Origin of the sequence: Pseudomonas sp. URMO17WK12:I11, assembly GCF_007677725.1 — a bacterium.
Taxonomy (GTDB): domain Bacteria; phylum Pseudomonadota; class Gammaproteobacteria; order Pseudomonadales; family Pseudomonadaceae; genus Aquipseudomonas.
In genome coordinates, this window is the sequence record NZ_VEDF01000001.1 from 313,192 (window position 1) to 330,981 (window position 17,790).

Genomic DNA, 17,790 nt, shown 5'->3' on the forward strand with positions numbered 1-17,790 from the left:
GTAGACTTGCGCGATGGATTGGCGGCGGGAGCCTGCATGAGCGGTCGTGTTCACAAAATCGAGATTCGCCGACGCAACACCGAGAAGATCCTGCGCGCTGCTGAAAAAGTGTTCGCCGAGAACGGCTACGCCGCCACCTCGATGGGCGATATCGCCGAGCAGGCGCAGCTGCCGCGCTCGAACCTGCACTATTACTTCAGCACCAAGGACGAGCTGTTTCGCGCCGTGCTGCAAGACCTGCTCGAGGAGTGGAAGCAGGACGCCCTGTGTTTCGAGAACTTCGATGACCCGCGGGTGGTGCTGACCAGTTACATTCGCGCCAAGATGGGCCACTCGCGCTCGCGTCCCTTGGGCTCGAAGATCTGGGCCGAGGAAATGTTGCATGGCGCGCCGGTGCTGGGGGTGAACCTGAGCGACAGCCTGGTGCCGTGGGCCAAGCTCAAGGAAGAGAAGATTCGCCGTTGGGTGGCCGAGGGGCGGATCCTGCCGGTGGAGCCCTCGGCGCTGCTGTACATGATCTGGGCGTCCACCCAGCACTATGCGGATTTCGGCTACCAGGTGACGTTGTTGAACGAGGGCGAGCCGCTCTCGGAGCGGGCGTTCGAGCGGGCGGTGCAAACCGTCACCGCTGTGATCCTGCGTGGCATCGGACTCGAACCGTGAAAGACAGCAGGGGCCACGGCGTGGCCCCACGGCTTTTCAGCTGGCTTCGCGGTAGGGGTTGCGGGGATCTTGCGTCCAGTTCAGGTATGGCTTGCCGGTATCCTGCGCGACCATCTCGATGCAAGCTTCCACCGGACAGGTGATCTGGCACAGGTTGCAGCCCACGCACTCCTCTTCGATCACGCGGTACAGATGCGTGCCATCGGCTTTCAACGTGCTGGCGATGGCCTGGTGCGAGGTGTCCTCACAGGCAATATGACAGCGTCCGCAGCCAATGCAGGCCTGCTGGTCGATCTGCGCCACCGACTTGTAGTTGATGTCCAGGTACTTCCAGTCGGTGGTGTGTCCCACCGCCTGGCCGCGAAACGCCTGCAGGTCACGATGACCGTGCTGGTCCATCCAGCGCGCCAGGCCGTCTTTCATGTCTTCGACGATGCGAAAACCATGCAGCATGGCCGCGGTGCAGACCTGCACGGCGCCACTGCCCAGCGCAATGAATTCGGCGGCATCGCGCCAGTTGCCGATGCCGCCAATGCCGCAGATCGGCAAGCCTCGGGTCTGTGGGTCGCGGGCAATCTCGGCAACCATGTTCAGGGCGATCGGCTTGACCGCCGAGCCGCAGTAGCCACCGTGGGTGCTCTGCTCACCGACGATGGGGTGGGCGACCATCCGCTCCAGATCGACGCTGGTGATCGAGTTGATGGTGTTGATCAGCGACACTGCATCGGCGCCGCCGCGATGCGCGGCGCGCGCCGACTGGCGGATGTCGGTGATGTTCGGGGTGAGCTTGACGATCACCGGCAACGCGCTGTACTGCTTGCACCAGCGCGTGACCATCTCGACATATTCAGGCACCTGGCCCACCGCCGCGCCCATGCCCCGCTCGGGCATGCCGTGGGGGCAGCCGAAATTGAGCTCGATGCCATCGGCGCCGGTAGCTTCCACCAGGGGCAAGATGAATTTCCAGGAGGCCTCTTCGCACGGCACCATCAGCGACACGATCAGGGCGCGGTCTGGCCAGTCGCGCTTGACCTGGGTGATTTCCCGCAGGTTGAGCTCCAGCGAGCGGTCGGTGATCAGCTCGATGTTGTTGATGCCCTGGACCTGGCGGTTGGGGCCGAAGTGCGCAGAATAACGCGATGACACGTTGACCGCGGCCGGGTCCTCGCCGAGGGTCTTCCACACCACGCCGCCCCAACCCGCTTCGAAGGCGCGCACCACGTTGTAGGCTTTGTCGGTAGGAGGGGCCGAGGCCAGCCAGAAGGGGTTGGGCGCCTTGATGCCGGCGAATTCGATCGATAGGTCGGCCATTACGCTGCCTCCACGTTGAGCATGAGTTGGGCATGGATGGCGTGCGCCGCTACCTTGCCATGTTGCACGGCCTGCACCGTCAGGTCCTGGCCCAGTGCGGTGCAGTCACCGCCGGCATATACGCCGGGCAGGCTGGTGCGCATGTGCGCATCGACGCGGATGCGCTCGCCGTCACGTGCCAGCTGCGCGGCCAGCGGGTCGTACAGGCTCGCTTCGTCGAAGCACTGGCCGATGGCGGTGAAGATGGCATCGGCGGCCAGCTCGAAGGTGTCGCCCGTGTCGCGCAGACGACCCTCGACCAGTGTGGTACGCATGAACCGCATGCCGCGCACCTTGCCGTTGCCGTCGAGCAATACCTGATCCGGCCGGGCCCAGGTGTGCAGGCGCACCTGATTGGCCTTGGCGATATCCTGCTCATGCCCGGTCGCGCCCATGTCAGCATGGCCGCGGCGGTACACCAGGTTGACGTCGCGGGCGCCCAGTCGACTCATCTGCACAGCCATGTCGATGGCAGTATTACCGGCGCCGATCACCAGGCAGCGGTCGGCCAGCGGCAGCTGCGCCAGATCGTCCGCCTGACGCAGTTCGCGGATATAAGCGGTGGCGGCGAGCAGGCCGGGCGCCTGCTCGTCGGCCAGGCCGAGCTGACGCACGGCAGCGAGGCCCAGCCCCAGAAAAACCGCATCGAACTGATCGCGCAACTCACTCAAGCTCAGATTGCTGCTCAGGCGCTGGCCGTGACGGATCTCGATACCGCCAATACCCAGCAGAAACGCTACCTCGCGCTGGGCATAGTCATCGACCAGCTTGTAGCGGGCGATGCCGTATTCGTTGAGTCCGCCGGGTTTCTCGGCGGCCTCGAACACCACCACATCGTGTCCGTGCATGGCCAGGCGATGGGCACACGACAGCCCGGCCGGGCCTGCGCCGACCACGGCAACGCGCTTGCCGGTGGCGGGTGAGCGCTGGAAGGGATGCTGGTCGAACTGGGCGTTGTCCAGCGCATAGCGCTGCAATTGCCCGATCAACACCGGCGCGCATTCCTGGGCGTTGTTGCGCACGCAGGCCTGTTGGCAGAGGATTTCCGTGGGACACACCCGGGCGCAGCTGCCGCCGAGGATATTGGCCGCCAGAATGCGCTCGGCGGCGCCTTGCAGGTTCTCGTCACTGATGCGATGGATGAACGATGGAATGTCGATTTCGCTCGGGCAGGCGTTGATGCACGGGGCGTCGTAGCAATACAGGCAGCGGGCGCTTTCGACTGCGGCCTGGCGCGCGGTGAGCGGCGGGGCCAGGTCGCTGAACTGTTGGGCCAACTGGGCGCTGCCGGCACGCGGGCGCGGCAGATGATTCAGGGCATCGATCACAGTGGATAGCCTCTCTTTTTTCTAGGTATGCACGTCGCTGGCTGGCGGCGGATTTCGCGCTGCCGTGCAGCCCCGCTAGCCCTGGCGCTGTACCGGGGTCGGGCGACGCTGCTCTGCGCGTTTGCCCAAAACCTCGTATACCGACGGGTAGGCCGGGCGCTCCACATAACGACCGCCGCCGGGTTCGGCGCGCAGGTCGCCGTCGGCCCAGAGCAGCTTGCCCTGGCTGATGGTGTGGCTGGGCACGCCCCGCACGGTGCGGCCTTCGAAGATGTTGAAATCCACCCGTTGGTGGTGGGTCTGGGCGGATAGGGTCCTGGTGCCGTGCGGGTCCCACAGCACCAGGTCGGCATCGGCGCCGACCCGAATGGCACCTTTGCGCGGGAACAGGTTGAAGATCTTGGCGGTGTTGGTCGAGGTCAGCGCGACGAATTCGTGCATGGACAAGCGCCCGCTGTTGACCCCGGCATCCCAGAGCACGGCCATGCGGTCTTCGATGCCGGCGGTGCCATTGGGGATGCGGCTGAAATCATTGCGCCCCATGGCCTTCTGCTCGGCGCAGAAGCAGCAGTGGTCGGTGGCGGTGGTGTGCAGGTTGCCCGACTGCAGGCCGCGCCACAGCGCCTCTTGGTGTTCGCGCGGGCGGAAGGGCGGGCTCATCACGTAGCCGGCAGCGCTGGCCCAGTCCGGGTTGCGGTAGACGCTGTCATCGAGCAGCAGATGGCCGGGCAGCACCTCGCCGTAGACCGGCTGGCCTTTGGCCCGGGCGTAGGTGATCTCGTCGAGGGCCTCGCGGCTGGAGATATGTACCACGTACAACGGCGTACCGATGGTTTCGGCGATGCGAATGGCGCGGCTGGCTGCCTCGCCTTCGACCTGTGAAGGGCGCGACAGCGGGTGCGCTTCCGGGCCGGTCATGCCCTGGGCGAGCAGCTTTTTCTGCAGGTGATAGACCAGTTCGCCGTTCTCGGCATGCACGGTTGGCACCGCGCCCAGTTGCAGGCAACGTTCGAAGCTGGCGACCAGGGTGTCGTCGGCGGCCATGATCGCGTTCTTGTAGGCCATGAAGTGCTTGAAGCTGTTGACGCCGTGCTGTTGCACCAACTCGCCCATCTCTTCGGCAACTTGCTCGCTCCACCAGGTCACGGCGACGTGAAAGCCATAGTCCGAAGCGCTTTTCTGTGCCCAGCCACGCCAGGTGTGAAACGCTTCGAGCAGCGATTGCTGCGGGTTGGGAATGACGAAATCGATGATCGAGGTGGTGCCGCCCGCCAACCCGGCTGCCGTGCCGCTGAAGAAATCCTCGCTGGCGACGGTCCCCATGAAGGGCAGCTGCATGTGGGTGTGCGGGTCGATACCGCCTGGCATCAGGTACTGCCCGCTGCCGTCGAGGATCTGGCAATCGGTAGGGGCTTGCAGGTCTTTGCCGATGGCGCGGATCAGGCCATCGACACACAGGACATCGGCGGGGTAACTCTCTTCGTGGGTAACCACGGTGGCGCCACGGATCAACAGGGACATGCCGTCTTCCTCGCAGGCTGACCGGTCTGTGCCGGTTCTTGGAATTGTCGTATGCCATGGCCTGGTGAGGTTCAATCCTGTCAGACCTGACAAGATTCGAGGCTAGTTGCTGATCGGAATTTGAGCAAGAAAAAATTCCCGATAATTAATAAGGTCTTTAACCCATTGAAAAATAACGGTAAGCCAGTAGATGAGGGGCTTTGGTCAGCCGCCTGCCCATCCTGTCTCACTTGACAGGATCCGATTTTAAGCAAGATTTGCTATCCGAACCTTGCTGTTTCCGAACGTGCGTCACTCCGGCCGTCGCAGTAGCCCGATGAGCGAACAACTACAAGAAATCTGGAGAAAGGCCATGCAGCAGAATAGATCGCAAGTGATCGAGCAGGCAGGCTTGTGCGAGCTGGATGCCGGCAGTGACGTACTCGACAGCCCTCGCTACAACCACGACATCGCACCGACCAAAGTGCACCAGCGCACCTGGAACAAATGGCACATCACCGCGCTGTGGGTGGGCATGTCGATCTGCGTGCCGACCTACACCCTGGGCGGTGTGCTGACCGCCTACTTTGGCCTGAGCGTCGGTGAAGCGCTGCTGGCGATCCTGCTGGCCAACCTGATCGTGCTGATTCCGTTGACGCTCAATGCCTTTCCCGGCACGAAGTACGGCATCCCGTTTCCGGTGCTGCTGCGCTCCTCGTTCGGCATCATCGGCTCCAACGTGCCGTGCCTGGTTCGCGCGGTGGTCGCCTGTGGTTGGTTCGGCATCCAGACCTTGTTCGGTGGGCTGGCCATTCACCTGTTTCTGGGCTCGGTATTCGACGGCTGGAAAGCCCTGGGTGGCACCGGGGAAGTGATCGGCTTCATGCTGTTCTGGGCGCTGAACCTCTGGGTGGTGCTACGCGGCGCCGAGTCGATCAAATGGCTGGAAACCCTGTCCGCACCGTTGCTCGTCGCGTTCGGCCTGGGGCTGCTGATCTGGGCCTTTCCGCACATGTCGATGAGCGAACTGCTGGCCCAGCCACCCAAGCGTCCAGAAGGGGCCAGCGTACTGAGCTACTTCGGCGCCGGGCTGACGGCCATGGTCGGCTTCTGGGCCACCCTGTCGTTGAATATTCCCGACTTCAGTCGCTATGCAAAAAGCCAGAAGGACCAGATCCTCGGGCAGATTTTCGGGCTGCCGCTGACCATGTTCCTGTTCGCCGCCCTGGGCGTGGTGATGACCGCAGCCTCGGCATCGCTGGTGGGGGAAACGGTGTCCGATCCGGTGACCCTGATCGGCAAGATCCAGAGCCCTGGCTGGGTGGCGCTGGCCATGGCGCTGATCGTCATCGCCACATTGTCGACCAACACGGCGGCCAATATCGTCTCGCCCACCAATGATTTCCAGAACATCGCCCCGCGCCTGATCGGGCGTACCCGCGCGGTGTGGCTGACCGGCTTCATTGGCTTGGCGCTGATGAGCCACGAGCTGTTGAAAAAACTCGGCTGGATCGTTTCGGACCTGAGCCTGGAAAGCGTCTATTCCAACTGGTTGCTGGGTTATTCGAGCCTGCTGGGGCCGATCGCGGGAATCATGGTGGTCGACTATTTCCTGATCCGCCGCCAGCGCCTGGACCTGGCCGGCCTGTACCGCGACGACGTCTACCCGGCCTGGAACTGGGCCGGTTTCGTCGCCTTCGGCGTGCCGGTGGCGCTGACCGTAGTGGCCATCGGCGACAGCCGCTTCAGCTGGTTCTACGACTACGGCTGGTTCACCGGCTCACTGCTGGGCGGCGCGTTGTACTACGCCCTCGGCGCGCGGGTGGTGGCTGGCCTGGCGGTAACGCCTACCCCGACCAATAAAAACGCCTGAGGAGAAAACCATGAGCCAAGCTCGGAACGTCCTGACTTCAAGCGAGCAGCATATCGACAGTGAGCGCCTGTGGCAGTCGCTGATGGACCTTGCCCGTCTGGGCGCCACGCCCAAAGGCGGGGTATGCCGCCTGGCGCTGACCGACCTTGATCGCCAGGCGCGGGACCTTTTCGTGCAGTGGTCCGAGGCGGCCGGTTGCCAGGTCAGCGTCGATGGCGTGGGCAATATCTTCGCTCGCCGCCCCGGGCGAAATCCCGAGCTGCCGCCGGTAATGACCGGTAGCCATATCGACACCCAGCCCACTGGCGGCAAATTCGATGGCTGTTTCGGCGTCCTGGCAGGGCTGGAGGTGTTGCGCACCCTCAATGACCTGGGTATCGAGACCGAAGCGCCGTTGGAGGTGGTGGTATGGACCAACGAAGAAGGCTCGCGCTTCGCCCCGTGCATGATGGGCTCGGGGGTATTTGCCGGCAAGTTCACCCTGCATGACACCTTGGCCAAGCGCGACGCCCAGGGCGTTTCGGTGGGCGAGGCGTTGAACGCCATCGGCTATGCCGGCGAGCGCGAAGTCCTCGGCCACCTGGTCGGTGCGTACTTCGAAGCGCATATCGAACAGGGGCCGATCCTCGAGGACCAGGCCAAGACCATCGGCGTGGTCCTGGGCGCACTGGGGCAGAAATGGTTCGACCTGACCCTGCGTGGGGTCGAGGCCCACGCAGGGCCGACGCCCATGCACCTGCGCAAAGATGCACTGGTGGGAGCGGCGGCAGTGGTCGCGGCGGTCAATCGCGCGGCCCATGCCCATCAACCACACGCCTGTGGCACGGTCGGTTGCCTGCAGGCTTATCCGGGGTCGCGTAACGTCATTCCAGGTGAAGTGCGCATGACCCTGGATTTCCGCCATCTGCAAGGCGAGCGTCTGGACGCGATGATCGCCCAGGTGCGCGAGGTGATCGAGGCCACCTGTGCCGAGCACGGGCTGAGCTTTGAGCTGACGCCCACGGCGGATTTCCCGGCGCTGTATTTCGACCGAGGCTGCGTCGAAGCGGTGCGTGATTCGGCGCAGGCGCTGGGCTTGCCCCACATGGACATCGTCAGCGGGGCGGGGCATGACGCGATCTTTCTTGCCGAGCTGGGCCCGGCAGGAATGATCTTCGTGCCCTGTGAGAACGGCATCAGCCACAACGAGATCGAGAACGCCACACAGCAAGACCTGGGCGCAGGGTGCGCGGTCTTGCTGCGGGCGATGCTGGCAGCCTCCGAGGCCATCGCCAGCGCACGCCTGGCGGCTTGAGTGGCGCTTGCTCGGCGCCGCTCAAGCCCGGGCCTGGCGATCAGGCCAGGGCGTCGCGCCGGCTGCTGGCCACATTGCTGTGACGCAAGGTTGGCAGCAGGAAGGCGATGGCCAGCAGGCAGGCGGCTACCAGCATCACGAAGCCGCCATCCCAGCCGAAGTGATCGACCGTATAGCCCATCGCCGCGCTTGCGGCCACCGAGCCGCCAAGGTAGCCGAACAAGCCGGTGAAGCCGGCGGCGGTGCCGGCGGCTTTCTTCGGCGCCAGCTCCAGCGCCTGCAGGCCGACCAGCATCACTGGCCCGTAGATCAGGAAGCCGATGGAGAACAGCGCGATCATGTCGACGGTCGGGTTACCCGGTGGGTTAAGCCAGTACACCAGGGTGGCCACTGTCACCAGGGCCATGAACACGATCCCGGTCAGGCCGCGATTGCCGCGGAAGATCTTGTCCGACATCCAGCCACACAGCAGGGTGCCGGGAATGCCAGCCCACTCATAGAAGAAGTATGCCCACGAGGTCGTGTCGACGCTGAAGTGCTTGGCTTCCTTGAGGTAGGTCGGCGCCCAGTCCAGCACGCCGTAGCGCAGCAGGTAGACGAACACGTTGGCCAGGGCGATGTACCACAGCATCTTGTTGCGCAGTACGTACTGGACGAAGATCTGCTTGGCGGAAAACTCTTGCTCGTGGCTTTCGTCATAGCCTTCGGGGTAATCATTCTTGTACTGCTCGACCGGCGGCAGGCCCACCGACTGCGGTGTGTCGCGCATGGCCGCGAACGCGAAGACCGCGACCAGCACAGCCACCGCCGCCGGCACGTAGAATGCCGCATGCCAGTCGTTGGTCCAGCCCAGGCCCAGCAGGAACAACGGGCCGATCAGGCCGCCGCCGACGTTGTGCGCCACATTCCACACAGATACCACGCCGCCGCGCTCTTTCTGCGACCACCAGTGCACCATCGTTCGACCGCTCGGCGGCCAGCCCATCCCCTGTGCCCAGCCATTGATGAACAGCAGCACGAACATGATCGCCACGCTCGAGGTTGCCCAATGCGCGAAACCGAACACGAACATGACCGCCGCTGATACCAGCAAGCCGAATGGCAGGAAGTAGCGCGGGTTGGAGCGGTCCGACACCAGGCCCATGAGGAACTTCGACAGCCCATAGGCAATGGCGATGGCCGAGATCGCCACGCCCAGCTGACCGCGTGTGTAGCCCTGCTCTTCGATGAGGTAGGGCATGGCCAGGGAGAAGTTCTTGCGCAGCAGATAGTAGCCGGCATAACCGAAGAAGATCCCGGCGAAGATCTGCCAGCGCAGGCGGCGGTAGGTACTGTCGATGCGATCGTCGGGCAGCGGCGCCCGGTGGGTAGCAGGGCGGAAGAAGGCAAACATGCGAAGCTCCAGCTTTGTTATAGGTATGCGAAAGCGAATATTACATTTTCGTTAAAGAAAAAATAATGCTTTCGTCGGCTGGATTTTCGAGTGATGCAACGATGCCCTTAGTCCGCCAAGGTCAGCTGGCCGTTGCGGCCAAGGTGATAGCGTTGCAGGTCGCGCGCCAGGGTCAGGTGGCCGGTGTAGAATTGGCGCGCTTCATTGCGTACGTCATCGATGCAAGGGCTGCGGCGTGGGTCAGCCTGATAGCGGGCACTGAAATGCGTCAGTACCAGATTGCGCACCCTGGCTTGCTCGGCGAAGTGCGCGATGGACGCCGCAGTACTGTGGCCGAAGGCGTTGCCATTGCGCGCGACGATCGGCCGGGTGTAGGTCGCTTCATGGACCAGCACATCGACATCTTGCGCCAGATCTGCCAGGGCGCCGGGGTTGTCATTGTCGCCACAGACAATCACGCGCTGCGGCGGGCGCGAGGCTTGGAAAAAATCACGCCCATGCCAGCGCTGTCCGGCATGCTGGACGGTCAGGCCTCTGGCCAGCTCGCCCCACAAGGGGCCGCGTGGAATGCCGAGCGCTTGCAGCCGTTGGGTGTCCAGCCGGTGATTGGGGGCGGTCTCGGTGAACACGAAACCTAAGCTCGGTACCCGATGCGACAGCTGCACGGTATCGACCGCGAGTGCATCGCTGCGCCATTGGCCCATGTCCTCGACGGCCAGCAGCTGCAGTGCGAAAGGCAAGCAGGTGGCAGTGGCCGAAAGGCTCAGGCGCAGCCAGTCGTGCAGGGCCGCCGGCAGCACGACATCGAGCGCTTCGCTGCGCCCAGCCATGGCCGCGCTGGCCAGCAGGCCGGGCAGGCCGAAGCAGTGATCGCCGTGAACATGCGTGATGAAAATGCCACGCAGATCATGCAGCGACAGCGCAGAGCGCAGCAGCTGGTGCTGGGTGCCTTCGCCACAGTCCACCAAGTACCAGCGCTTGCCGGTAGTTTCGATGACTGCAGTGGCACTTACATTGCGGGATTTGGTCGGCACCCCCGAGGAGGTGCCCAAGAACTGCAGGTCCACTGTCGCGCTCCGAAGATGAGCTGGCCACCTTGACCGGCCGCCAGCCGTGCGTCGATGCTCAAGGCGCCGTGGCGGGGTCCTGGCGCCAGATCAGCTCGCTGGTGTCGTAGCCTTGCTTGCGCGCGATCGACAGCAGTTGCTCACGCGTCTGGTCGGTGATCGCCGGGGTACGCGACAGCAACCACAGGTATTCCCGATTGGGATGGCCCACCAATGCCACGCGGTAGTCCTTGTCGTGGTACAGCACCCAGTATTCACCCTTGGTCAGGTTCGGCGCCAGGCGGCTGAACCAGTTGTCGAAGCGGACCCAGAGCTTGTCGGTCTTGCCCGGCACTTGAGCCTCGGCGACACCCTGGGCTTCGTTCCACTCACCGTCCTTCTCCATGCAGCGGTTGGTGACGTCGATGCGCCCGTCTTCGCGCAAGCCGTAGTGGGCCTCGGACTGCACGCAGTTACGCTGGAAGAACATGGGCAGTCGCGCCAGCTCGTACCAGGTGCCTTGGTAGCGTTGCAGATCGACCTGCACAGTGTTCGGTGGGGTGTGATGATCGTCGCTGGAACCGACGCAGCCCATCAGGGCCAGGGACATGCAAGAAAGCATCAGGGCCGTGCGCATCGCCATGGCAAAACCTCCTGTCAGCGAGTAGGGCTCTCCAAGGCTTCGATACGGCCATGGAGAAAAAGTTGTATCAGCTTGGCACGTTCGCAGCTTTCAGCATTACCGAGCCGGGGCCGGCGACAGCGAGCGCAGTCCCGGTTTTGGCACAAGCGCGGTGCCGAGCCTGGGTTACCATCGGCCGTGCCAATCATCCGCAGAGGAGCGCCGCCTGTGACCGAGTACACCGCGTTCAAGGTCGACCTGACCGACAACATCGCCCACGTGCAGATCAACCGCCCTGAGAAGATCAACGCCATGAACGGCGCCTTCTGGGAGGAAATCATCGCCATCTTCCGGTGGATCGATGACCTCGATGCCGTGCGCGCAGTCGTGATCAGCGGCGCCGGCAAGCACTTCTCGGCGGGCATCGACCTGATGATGCTGGCCTCGCTGGCCGGTGAAATGGGCAAGGATGTTGGTCGCAATGCGCGCTTGCTGCGCAAGACCATCCAGCGCCTGCAGGCCTCCTTCAGCGCCGTGGCCGACTGCCGCAAGCCGGTCCTGGCAGCGGTGCAGGGCTACTGTATCGGCGGCGCCATCGACTTGATCTCGGCCTGCGACATGCGCTATTGCAGCGAAGATGCGCAGTTCTCGATCAAGGAGATCGACATGGGCATGGCCGCCGACGTCGGCACCCTGCAACGTTTGCCTGGCATCATCGGCGACGGCATCATGCGCGAATTGGCGTTCACCGGGCGCACCGTGCAGGCTGAAGAGGCGGCGCGTATTGGCTTGGTCAACCGCGTGTATGCTGATCACGCAGCCTTGCTCGACGGCGTCTTTGCCATCGCCCGCGAGATTGCCGCAAAATCACCCATCGCCGTGGCGGGTACCAAACAGCTGCTCAGTTACATGCGCGACCACCGGATCGATGATGGTTTGGACTACATCGCCACCTGGAACGCCGCCATGCTGCAATCGGAAGACTTGCGGGTGGCCGTGGCCGCGCACATGAGCAAACAGAAACCGACGTTCGCCGACTGACCGGGTCGCGGGCGCATTCAAGGAACCCCTGATATGTCAGCTCGCTGGAGCACCGCAGTACTCGACCCACAGCTTGCCGGTGGGCTGGCCGTGGCGCGCAGCCCGGAAGGTTTTCTGGTTGATGCCAATGGCGCGCTGTTCCCCCGTGAATGGCTCAAGCGCCAGGCGCTCGAGGTGTTGTGCGAGCATGGCATCGGTCACTTCGACGGTGAACCGGTGTTCCTGCTCGAGCTGCGCAACGCAGTTGACGTGCCTGGCTGCAGCTGGCGCGGCTTGCGCGCGTTCATGCTCGAAGGCGATTTCGACACCTATACCGTGCTCGCCTACGCCGCGCAGATCGGCACCTGGGCGCGCGAACATCGTTTCTGCGGCAGTTGCGGCCAGGCCATGACGCAGATCCGCTGGGAGCGAGCGATGCATTGCCAGGCGTGCGATCTGCGCAGCTACCCGCGTATCTCGCCTAGCATGATCGTGCTGGTGACCCGGGGTGACGAGATCCTGCTGGCGCGCTCGCCGCGCTTTGTCTCAGGGGTATATAGCACCCTGGCAGGTTTTGCCGAACCCGGCGAGTCGGCCGAGGATTGCCTGGTGCGCGAGGTGCGCGAAGAAGTGGCGGTAGAGGTGCGCAACATCCAGTACGTTGGCAGTCAGTGCTGGCCGTTCCCGCATTCGATGATGCTCGGTTTCCATGCTGAATATGCCGGCGGCGAAATCGTCATGCAGCCGGACGAAATCGAGGATGCCCAGTGGTTCAGCGTCCATGACCTGCCGCCATTGCCAGCGGGGCGATCGATCGCCCGTTATCTGATCGACCTCTACGTAGCCCGCCGCTTAGGCCTGCCCGAACCAGTGCTGCCACGCTAGGCGCACGGTCAGGGCCAGCACCACGGTGATGAACACGGGGCGGATGAACTTGCTGCCGCCACTGATTGCCGTGCGGGCGCCGAAGAACGCACCGACCATCACTGACAAACCCATGCACAGGCCGACGATGTAGTCGACCTGCCCGGAGATGACGAAGACCGTCAGCGCGGCGATGTTGCTGACGAAGTTCATGCTGCGGGCAACGCCGCTGGCGCGAACCAGGTCGATGGGGTAGAGCAGCAGCGTGCTCACCGTCCAGAACGCGCCGGTGCCTGGCCCCGCCACGCCATCATAGAACCCCAGGGTGAAACCCTGGGGCAGTTGCCACTTCTTGCCGATGGGCACGTCGGCATCCACCGGTGCTTTCGGGGTGCCGCCAAACAGCAAATAGACACCACAGGCGAACACGATCACCGGCAGCATCTTGTTCAGCCATTCGGCGGGCATGTAGTGGGCGACCACCGCGCCGATCAGGGCGCCGATCAACGTGCCGAACAGCGCCGGGCGCCACTGCGCGGGGTGGAACAGTTTGCGCCGGTAGTAGGTGAAGCCGGCGGTGGCCGAACCGAACGTCGAGCTCAGCTTGTTGGTACCGAGCACCAGGTGTGGCGGCATGCCGGCCGTGAGCAGGGCAGGGGTGGTCAACAGGCCACCGCCACCGGCAATGGCATCGATGAAGCCGGCAACGAAGGCGACCAGCGCCAGAATCAGCAGGGTAAGCGGTTCAACGGTGAGTTCGAAAGGCATGGGGGGCCTGGCAAGCGAAGGGCAGGACATGCGGCAAAACGCCGCGCTGGAGGCGGCACATGGTAATGCCGGCAGCGTCCGTCTGCCAGCGCAGCGCATCTGATCCGGTTTTTTATCGTGTAGGTGCATCTGTAACCGTATCAGTGTGTCGCCGACAATAGTGTCAACCCTGCTATCACACTGAAGAGGTTCCGATGGGCAAGCTTGCGCTGTTTCTAGGTGGCTTTTTACTGTTAACCGTGTTGATTGGCCTGTTGGGTACCATTCCCCCGGGTTGAGCTGCAGCACGCCCGCCGGCCCGTCTCCTCCGCAGACGGGCCCTGTTTGCCAGCCTACGCGCCAGGCCGTACCGCTGGACTAGTGGTCGAAGCCGGTCATTCTCAATCGTCAAAGCCTCGTGTAGTCTCCCGGGCGCGTCATAATGGGTCGCGGTGGCGAGCCGGTCTTTTGCCTTGGGAGTCTGTACATAGATGGAATGCAAGAAAGGCACTTCAGCGATGTTGGAGTGGCGCAGCCGTTTCCTTAGCGAAGGCATCCTGGAGGAGGCCCAGTACGATCAGGCATTGCGCAATGCCGAGGCATTGGAGCAGGCCGGGACGATCACTGTTCAGGAATGGGTCGAGCTGGTCAGAGCAGCGAACAACGCGCTGCTGCATGTGCGATAAGTCCTTCATTGCGCGGAGAAATCTGTCCACAAAAAACGTGGGTAGGTCTGTGGATAAAGTGCTGAAGGCCAATAGCGTTGCGGGCTCTGTCAAATTGGACAGATTTTGAGCAGCGTTTAGCCGGTCTGCGCAGTTGCAACACTGCCGGCCTGGCGCAACGCCAGTAGCAGCTCACGTACCCGCGCTGGCAGTTCAGCGCTTGGGTAGACCGCATGCATCTGCGGATCTGCGCCGGTGCTTGAGGTCAGCCGATAATCCGCGCACACCCGCACCAGGCGTCCTGCCTGCACCTGTGGCTCGGCGATCCAGTCAGCCAGGCGCGCGATTCCGGCGCCTGCCAGGGCGCTGTGATACACCGCATCGCCCGTGCCCAGGCGCAAGCGCGGATGTGGCCGCAGGCTGCTGATCTGGCCGTTGCGGCAGAAGTGCCAGGCTTTGAGAATGCGTGGTGCGGTGTGCAGAATCAACGCATGGCCGGGTAATTGCTCGGGGTGGTCGGGCTTGCCGGCCCGAGCGATGTAGGCCGGGCTGGCGTACAGATGGCGGCGATAACGCCAGAGCGGATAGCCGATCAATTCGCTTGACTGTGGAAAGGCGCCACGGATCACGAAATCCAACTTGCCCTGCAAGGGGTCCACGCTCGCATCGCTGTATTGCACGTCGAGGATGACCTGCGGGTGGCGCTGGCTGAAGCTGGCCAACACCTTGGGCAGAATCTGCTCAGCCAGCACCTGGGGGGCGGCGAAGCGTACCCAGCCTTGCGCACTGCCGCTCAGGGCGGCCAGCTCATCGGCGGCGTCGCGTTGCACATCGAGCAAGCGCTCGGCATGGGGCAGCAGGCGCTCGCCCGCTTCGGTCAAGGTGACGGCATTGGCGCTGCGGTTGAGCAGCGTGCAGCCGCTATTCTCCTCCAAGGCTTGCACCGCGCGCGTCACGGCGCTCGGTGAGCGGCCCAGAGCACGGGCTGCGGTGACGAAGCTGCGCTTGTGCGCAACGCTGACGAACGCCTGGATTTCACGCAACATGTCCAACGCCACACGCAGTTCCTCATTGCAGTTTTCGCAATGTGGCATTTCAACACAGCGGCGTTGTTTTGATTAGCCTTGCAGCTTGTTTTCGCTGCCAGGAATCGCCCCATGATGGATATCGTCGTTCTTTCCCTCTTCGCTTTTGCCGCCGGCTTGATCGATGCCGCAGTCGGCGGAGGCGGGCTGATTCAGATTCCGGCGCTGTTCAACGTCCTGCCCAGTGCTCAACCGGCAGCGTTGCTGGGCAGCAACAAACTGGCATCGGTCTGTGGCACAGCGTTCGCTGCGCGCGCGTTCATCCGTAAGGTCACCTTGGACTGGGGCCTGATCCTGCCTGCCGCGCTCAGTGCCTTCGTCATGTCGTTCGTGGGTGCAGCGACGGTCTCGCTGGTACCGCCAAGTGTGATGCGCCCGGCGGTACTGGTGTTGATCGTGGTCATGGCCATCTACACCTTTCTCAAGAAAGACTTCGGCACCCTGCACACGCCGCAGACGGTCGGCCGCAAACAGCAATGCCTGGCGGTTCTGATCGGCGCGGCCATCGGTTTCTACGACGGGTTGTTCGGCCCAGGCACCGGCAGCTTTCTGATCTTCCTGTTCATCCGCTTCTTCGCGCTGGATTTCCTGCACGCCTCGGCGTCGGCCAAGGTGGTGAACATCGCCACCAACCTTGCTGCATTGGTGTTTTTCATCCCTTCCGGCAATGTGCTCTACGCCATTGCCCTGCCCATGGCTGTGTGCAACGTGCTGGGCGCGCTGACCGGCACCTGGTTGGCCGTACGCAAGGGCGCAGGTTTCGTGCGTGGGCTGTTTTTGCTGCTGCTGTGTGTGTTGATCGCCAAACTCTCGTGGGACCTGCTGGCTTGACTCAGATCGCCTGGCGCTCACGTTCGGCCTGCTCCACGCGATTGCGACCGCGCGCCTTCGCCCGGTACAGGGCCTGGTCGGCCTGGGCCAGCAGCTCATCCAGGCTCGGTGCTGTTTCGTGCGCTTCGCAGCCGGCCAGGCCGATGCTGACGGTGATCTGCAAGCGCGGATCATGCTGCGTCGCGTGCAACTCCTGAACGGCGCGACGCAAGCGATCGGCGGTGAAGTGAGCATGCTCGGGCGCAAGCCCAGGCAGCACGATCACGAACTCTTCGCCACCCAGGCGCGCCACCAGCTCGTCGTCGTGCAGCTGAGCCTGCAGGGTACGGGCGAACTGGCGCAGGACCAGGTCGCCGGTGGCGTGCCCGTGCCGATCGTTGATCGCCTTGAAGTGGTCGATGTCGAGCATCATCAAGGTCAGCGGCAGGCGTGGGCCGTGCTGCGCGCGGCTGTCCAGCAAGGCGCAGGCGCGGCGGGTGAAGGCGCTACGGCTGAGCAGCCCGGTCAGGTGATCGATGTTGGCCTGGCGGCCCAGGCGGGCCACCAGGCTGCGATTGGCCTGGCTGACACAAGCGACCACCAGTGGCCCGAGCACCAACATGGCGATGCCCAGGCGCGCCGACATCAAAGTGGTCACGCCAGGTTCGCTCTGCGGCACGCTGAAATGCATGAGGTTCTGCGCCACTGCCACGATCAGCGTGCTACCCGCAGTCAGCGCCAGCAGCGAAACCAGAAACGGTGAATAGGTCCAGGCGCACCAGAGCAGCGCAGCGATAGGGAAGGCGATGGCGCCTGGGCCGCCGAAGCCGATGCTCACCGCCAGCGAAGCCAGCAGCACCAGCAACGGCCAGAGGCGGATGGCGTGGGCATTACTGCGTAGCACGACGCGGGTCGACGGGGCGGTGAGCAGCACCGGCAACACCAGCACGCTGGTGGAAAATTGCTCGCTGAACCAGGCAAGCCACGTGGCTTGCAACGACTTGTCGAACCACGGCGCGGCCATCGCGCAGGCCAAGCTGGCGGCGACCATGGCACCGGCCGCACAGGCTGCGAACACGCTCAGCACCCCCTGCGGCGTGCGCATGCGCTGGTGTCGACGGGGCAGGCGTGACAGTATCCACCATGCGGTTACCACCACGCCCAGGTTGCACAGGTTGAACCACAGCGCGGGTGGCCAGGCGCTGCCGCAGGCAAGATCGGCGCTGACCATCGCCAGCCAGATCATCCCGAGGCTCATCGGCCCGGCATGCCGAGGGTAGCGCAGCAGGATACCAGCAAGGACCGCATTGACCGGCCAGAACAGTGACAGCGACTCGATCGGCCGCGCGAGAATGCCGCCCAGGCTCAGGGCAAAGGTCAGACCGAACAGGGCAACACCTGACAACACACGCGATTGGACTGGAAACACCATAGGCTCGACCGACAAGCGGAAACGAAATCCAGGACAACGGCGAGGGGCACCTGGGTCAATGACGCCTTAGTGTGTTGGCACCCAGTGCTTGATGTCAA

General features: G+C 63.6%; 16 protein-coding genes. 7 read left to right on the forward strand and 9 right to left on the reverse strand.

The annotated features are described in order from the left end of the window. The first annotated feature begins 36 nt into the window (after positions 1-36). On the forward strand, positions 37-663 hold the full coding sequence (locus tag FS665_RS01425; protein WP_145182241.1) for a TetR/AcrR family transcriptional regulator: 627 nt from the start codon (positions 37-39) through the stop codon (positions 661-663). Positions 664-699: 36 nt separating this feature from the next. On the opposite strand, the gene preA is transcribed toward FS665_RS01425, so the two are convergent. The 3 genes from preA to hydA all read right to left on the reverse strand — a co-directional run bounded on the left by preA (position 700) and on the right by hydA (position 4,862). Further along, the gene (gene preA / locus FS665_RS01430) at positions 700-1,974 is read right to left on the reverse strand and encodes an NAD-dependent dihydropyrimidine dehydrogenase subunit PreA (RefSeq protein ID WP_145182244.1); all 1,275 of its coding nucleotides are present in this window, start codon (positions 1,972-1,974) and stop codon (positions 700-702) included. Then, the gene (locus tag FS665_RS01435; protein WP_145182247.1) at positions 1,974-3,341 is read right to left on the reverse strand and encodes an NAD(P)-dependent oxidoreductase; all 1,368 of its coding nucleotides are present in this window, start codon (positions 3,339-3,341) and stop codon (positions 1,974-1,976) included. Before FS665_RS01435 ends, preA begins: the two co-directional genes overlap by 1 nt. Before the next feature lie 75 nt (positions 3,342-3,416). Beyond that, positions 3,417-4,862 (reverse strand): dihydropyrimidinase, encoded by a 1,446-nt coding sequence (gene hydA, locus FS665_RS01440; protein ID WP_145182250.1) that lies wholly within the window; start codon positions 4,860-4,862, stop codon positions 3,417-3,419. A gap of 352 nt (positions 4,863-5,214) precedes the next feature. Here hydA and FS665_RS01445 point away from each other — a divergent pair, with 352 nt between their 5' ends. Together FS665_RS01445 and FS665_RS01450 are read left to right on the forward strand one after the other, a co-directional pair. Beyond that, a complete protein-coding gene (locus FS665_RS01445; protein WP_145182253.1) occupies positions 5,215-6,714 on the forward strand; it encodes an NCS1 family nucleobase:cation symporter-1 in 1,500 nt (499 codons plus the stop codon). Between the two features lie 10 nt (positions 6,715-6,724). Continuing rightward, positions 6,725-8,008 (forward strand): Zn-dependent hydrolase, encoded by a 1,284-nt coding sequence (locus FS665_RS01450; protein ID WP_145182256.1) that lies wholly within the window; start codon positions 6,725-6,727, stop codon positions 8,006-8,008. 40 nt (positions 8,009-8,048) lie between these two features. Here FS665_RS01450 and glpT read toward each other — a convergent pair whose 3' ends face one another. The 3 genes from glpT to FS665_RS01465 all read right to left on the reverse strand — a co-directional run bounded on the left by glpT (position 8,049) and on the right by FS665_RS01465 (position 11,090). Beyond that, positions 8,049-9,401, reverse strand: coding sequence for a glycerol-3-phosphate transporter (gene glpT, locus FS665_RS01455; protein ID WP_145182259.1), 1,353 nt, complete (start codon positions 9,399-9,401; stop codon positions 8,049-8,051). A gap of 107 nt (positions 9,402-9,508) precedes the next feature. Then, complete coding sequence (locus tag FS665_RS01460) at positions 9,509-10,468, reverse strand: MBL fold metallo-hydrolase (protein WP_145182262.1); 960 nt, start codon at positions 10,466-10,468, stop codon at positions 9,509-9,511. Between the two features lie 58 nt (positions 10,469-10,526). Then, positions 10,527-11,090: a lipocalin family protein gene (locus tag FS665_RS01465; RefSeq protein ID WP_145182265.1), complete on the reverse strand. Its 564-nt coding sequence runs from the start codon at positions 11,088-11,090 to the stop codon at positions 10,527-10,529. 207 nt (positions 11,091-11,297) lie between these two features. Here FS665_RS01465 and FS665_RS01470 point away from each other — a divergent pair, with 207 nt between their 5' ends. Both FS665_RS01470 and nudC read left to right on the forward strand, forming a co-directional pair. Next, complete coding sequence (locus tag FS665_RS01470; protein WP_145182269.1) at positions 11,298-12,110, forward strand: crotonase/enoyl-CoA hydratase family protein; 813 nt, start codon at positions 11,298-11,300, stop codon at positions 12,108-12,110. Positions 12,111-12,143: 33 nt separating this feature from the next. Then, positions 12,144-12,974 (forward strand): NAD(+) diphosphatase, encoded by an 831-nt coding sequence (nudC, locus tag FS665_RS01475; RefSeq protein ID WP_145182272.1) that lies wholly within the window; start codon positions 12,144-12,146, stop codon positions 12,972-12,974. On the opposite strand, the gene FS665_RS01480 is transcribed toward nudC, so the two are convergent. After that, positions 12,942-13,721: a TSUP family transporter gene (locus FS665_RS01480; protein ID WP_145182275.1), complete on the reverse strand. Its 780-nt coding sequence runs from the start codon at positions 13,719-13,721 to the stop codon at positions 12,942-12,944. The two genes, nudC and FS665_RS01480, sit on opposite strands and share 33 nt — an antisense overlap. 470 nt (positions 13,722-14,191) lie before the next feature. Between FS665_RS01480 and FS665_RS01485 the strand changes: the two genes are divergently transcribed. Beyond that, on the forward strand, positions 14,192-14,386 hold the full coding sequence (locus tag FS665_RS01485; protein ID WP_145182278.1) for a hypothetical protein: 195 nt from the start codon (positions 14,192-14,194) through the stop codon (positions 14,384-14,386). Positions 14,387-14,502: 116 nt separating this feature from the next. On the opposite strand, the gene FS665_RS01490 is transcribed toward FS665_RS01485, so the two are convergent. Then, positions 14,503-15,423: a LysR family transcriptional regulator gene (locus FS665_RS01490; protein WP_145182281.1), complete on the reverse strand. Its 921-nt coding sequence runs from the start codon at positions 15,421-15,423 to the stop codon at positions 14,503-14,505. 99 nt (positions 15,424-15,522) lie between these two features. Here FS665_RS01490 and FS665_RS01495 point away from each other — a divergent pair, with 99 nt between their 5' ends. Continuing rightward, a complete protein-coding gene (locus FS665_RS01495; RefSeq protein ID WP_145182284.1) occupies positions 15,523-16,281 on the forward strand; it encodes a TSUP family transporter in 759 nt (252 codons plus the stop codon). A gap of 1 nt (position 16,282) precedes the next feature. On the opposite strand, the gene FS665_RS01500 is transcribed toward FS665_RS01495, so the two are convergent. Next, a complete protein-coding gene (locus FS665_RS01500) occupies positions 16,283-17,707 on the reverse strand; it encodes a diguanylate cyclase (protein WP_145182287.1) in 1,425 nt (474 codons plus the stop codon). Positions 17,708-17,790 lie beyond the last annotated feature (83 nt).

Bases quoted from the DNA above. Each gene is read 5' to 3' on its own strand.
- FS665_RS01425 (WP_145182241.1), top strand. From the start codon at position 37: ATGAGCGGTCGTGTTCACAAAATCGAGATTCGCCGACGCAACACCGAG.
- preA (WP_145182244.1), bottom strand. From the start codon at position 1,974: ATGGCCGACCTATCGATCGAATTCGCCGGCATCAAGGCGCCCAACCCC.
- hydA (WP_145182250.1), bottom strand. From the start codon at position 4,862: ATGTCCCTGTTGATCCGTGGCGCCACCGTGGTTACCCACGAAGAGAGT.
- FS665_RS01445 (WP_145182253.1), top strand. From the start codon at position 5,215: ATGCAGCAGAATAGATCGCAAGTGATCGAGCAGGCAGGCTTGTGCGAG.
- FS665_RS01450 (WP_145182256.1), top strand. From the start codon at position 6,725: ATGAGCCAAGCTCGGAACGTCCTGACTTCAAGCGAGCAGCATATCGAC.
- glpT (WP_145182259.1), bottom strand. From the start codon at position 9,401: ATGTTTGCCTTCTTCCGCCCTGCTACCCACCGGGCGCCGCTGCCCGAC.
- FS665_RS01465 (WP_145182265.1), bottom strand. From the start codon at position 11,090: ATGGCGATGCGCACGGCCCTGATGCTTTCTTGCATGTCCCTGGCCCTG.
- nudC (WP_145182272.1), top strand. From the start codon at position 12,144: ATGTCAGCTCGCTGGAGCACCGCAGTACTCGACCCACAGCTTGCCGGT.
- FS665_RS01480 (WP_145182275.1), bottom strand. From the start codon at position 13,721: ATGCCTTTCGAACTCACCGTTGAACCGCTTACCCTGCTGATTCTGGCG.
- FS665_RS01485 (WP_145182278.1), top strand. From the start codon at position 14,192: ATGGAATGCAAGAAAGGCACTTCAGCGATGTTGGAGTGGCGCAGCCGT.
- FS665_RS01495 (WP_145182284.1), top strand. From the start codon at position 15,523: ATGATGGATATCGTCGTTCTTTCCCTCTTCGCTTTTGCCGCCGGCTTG.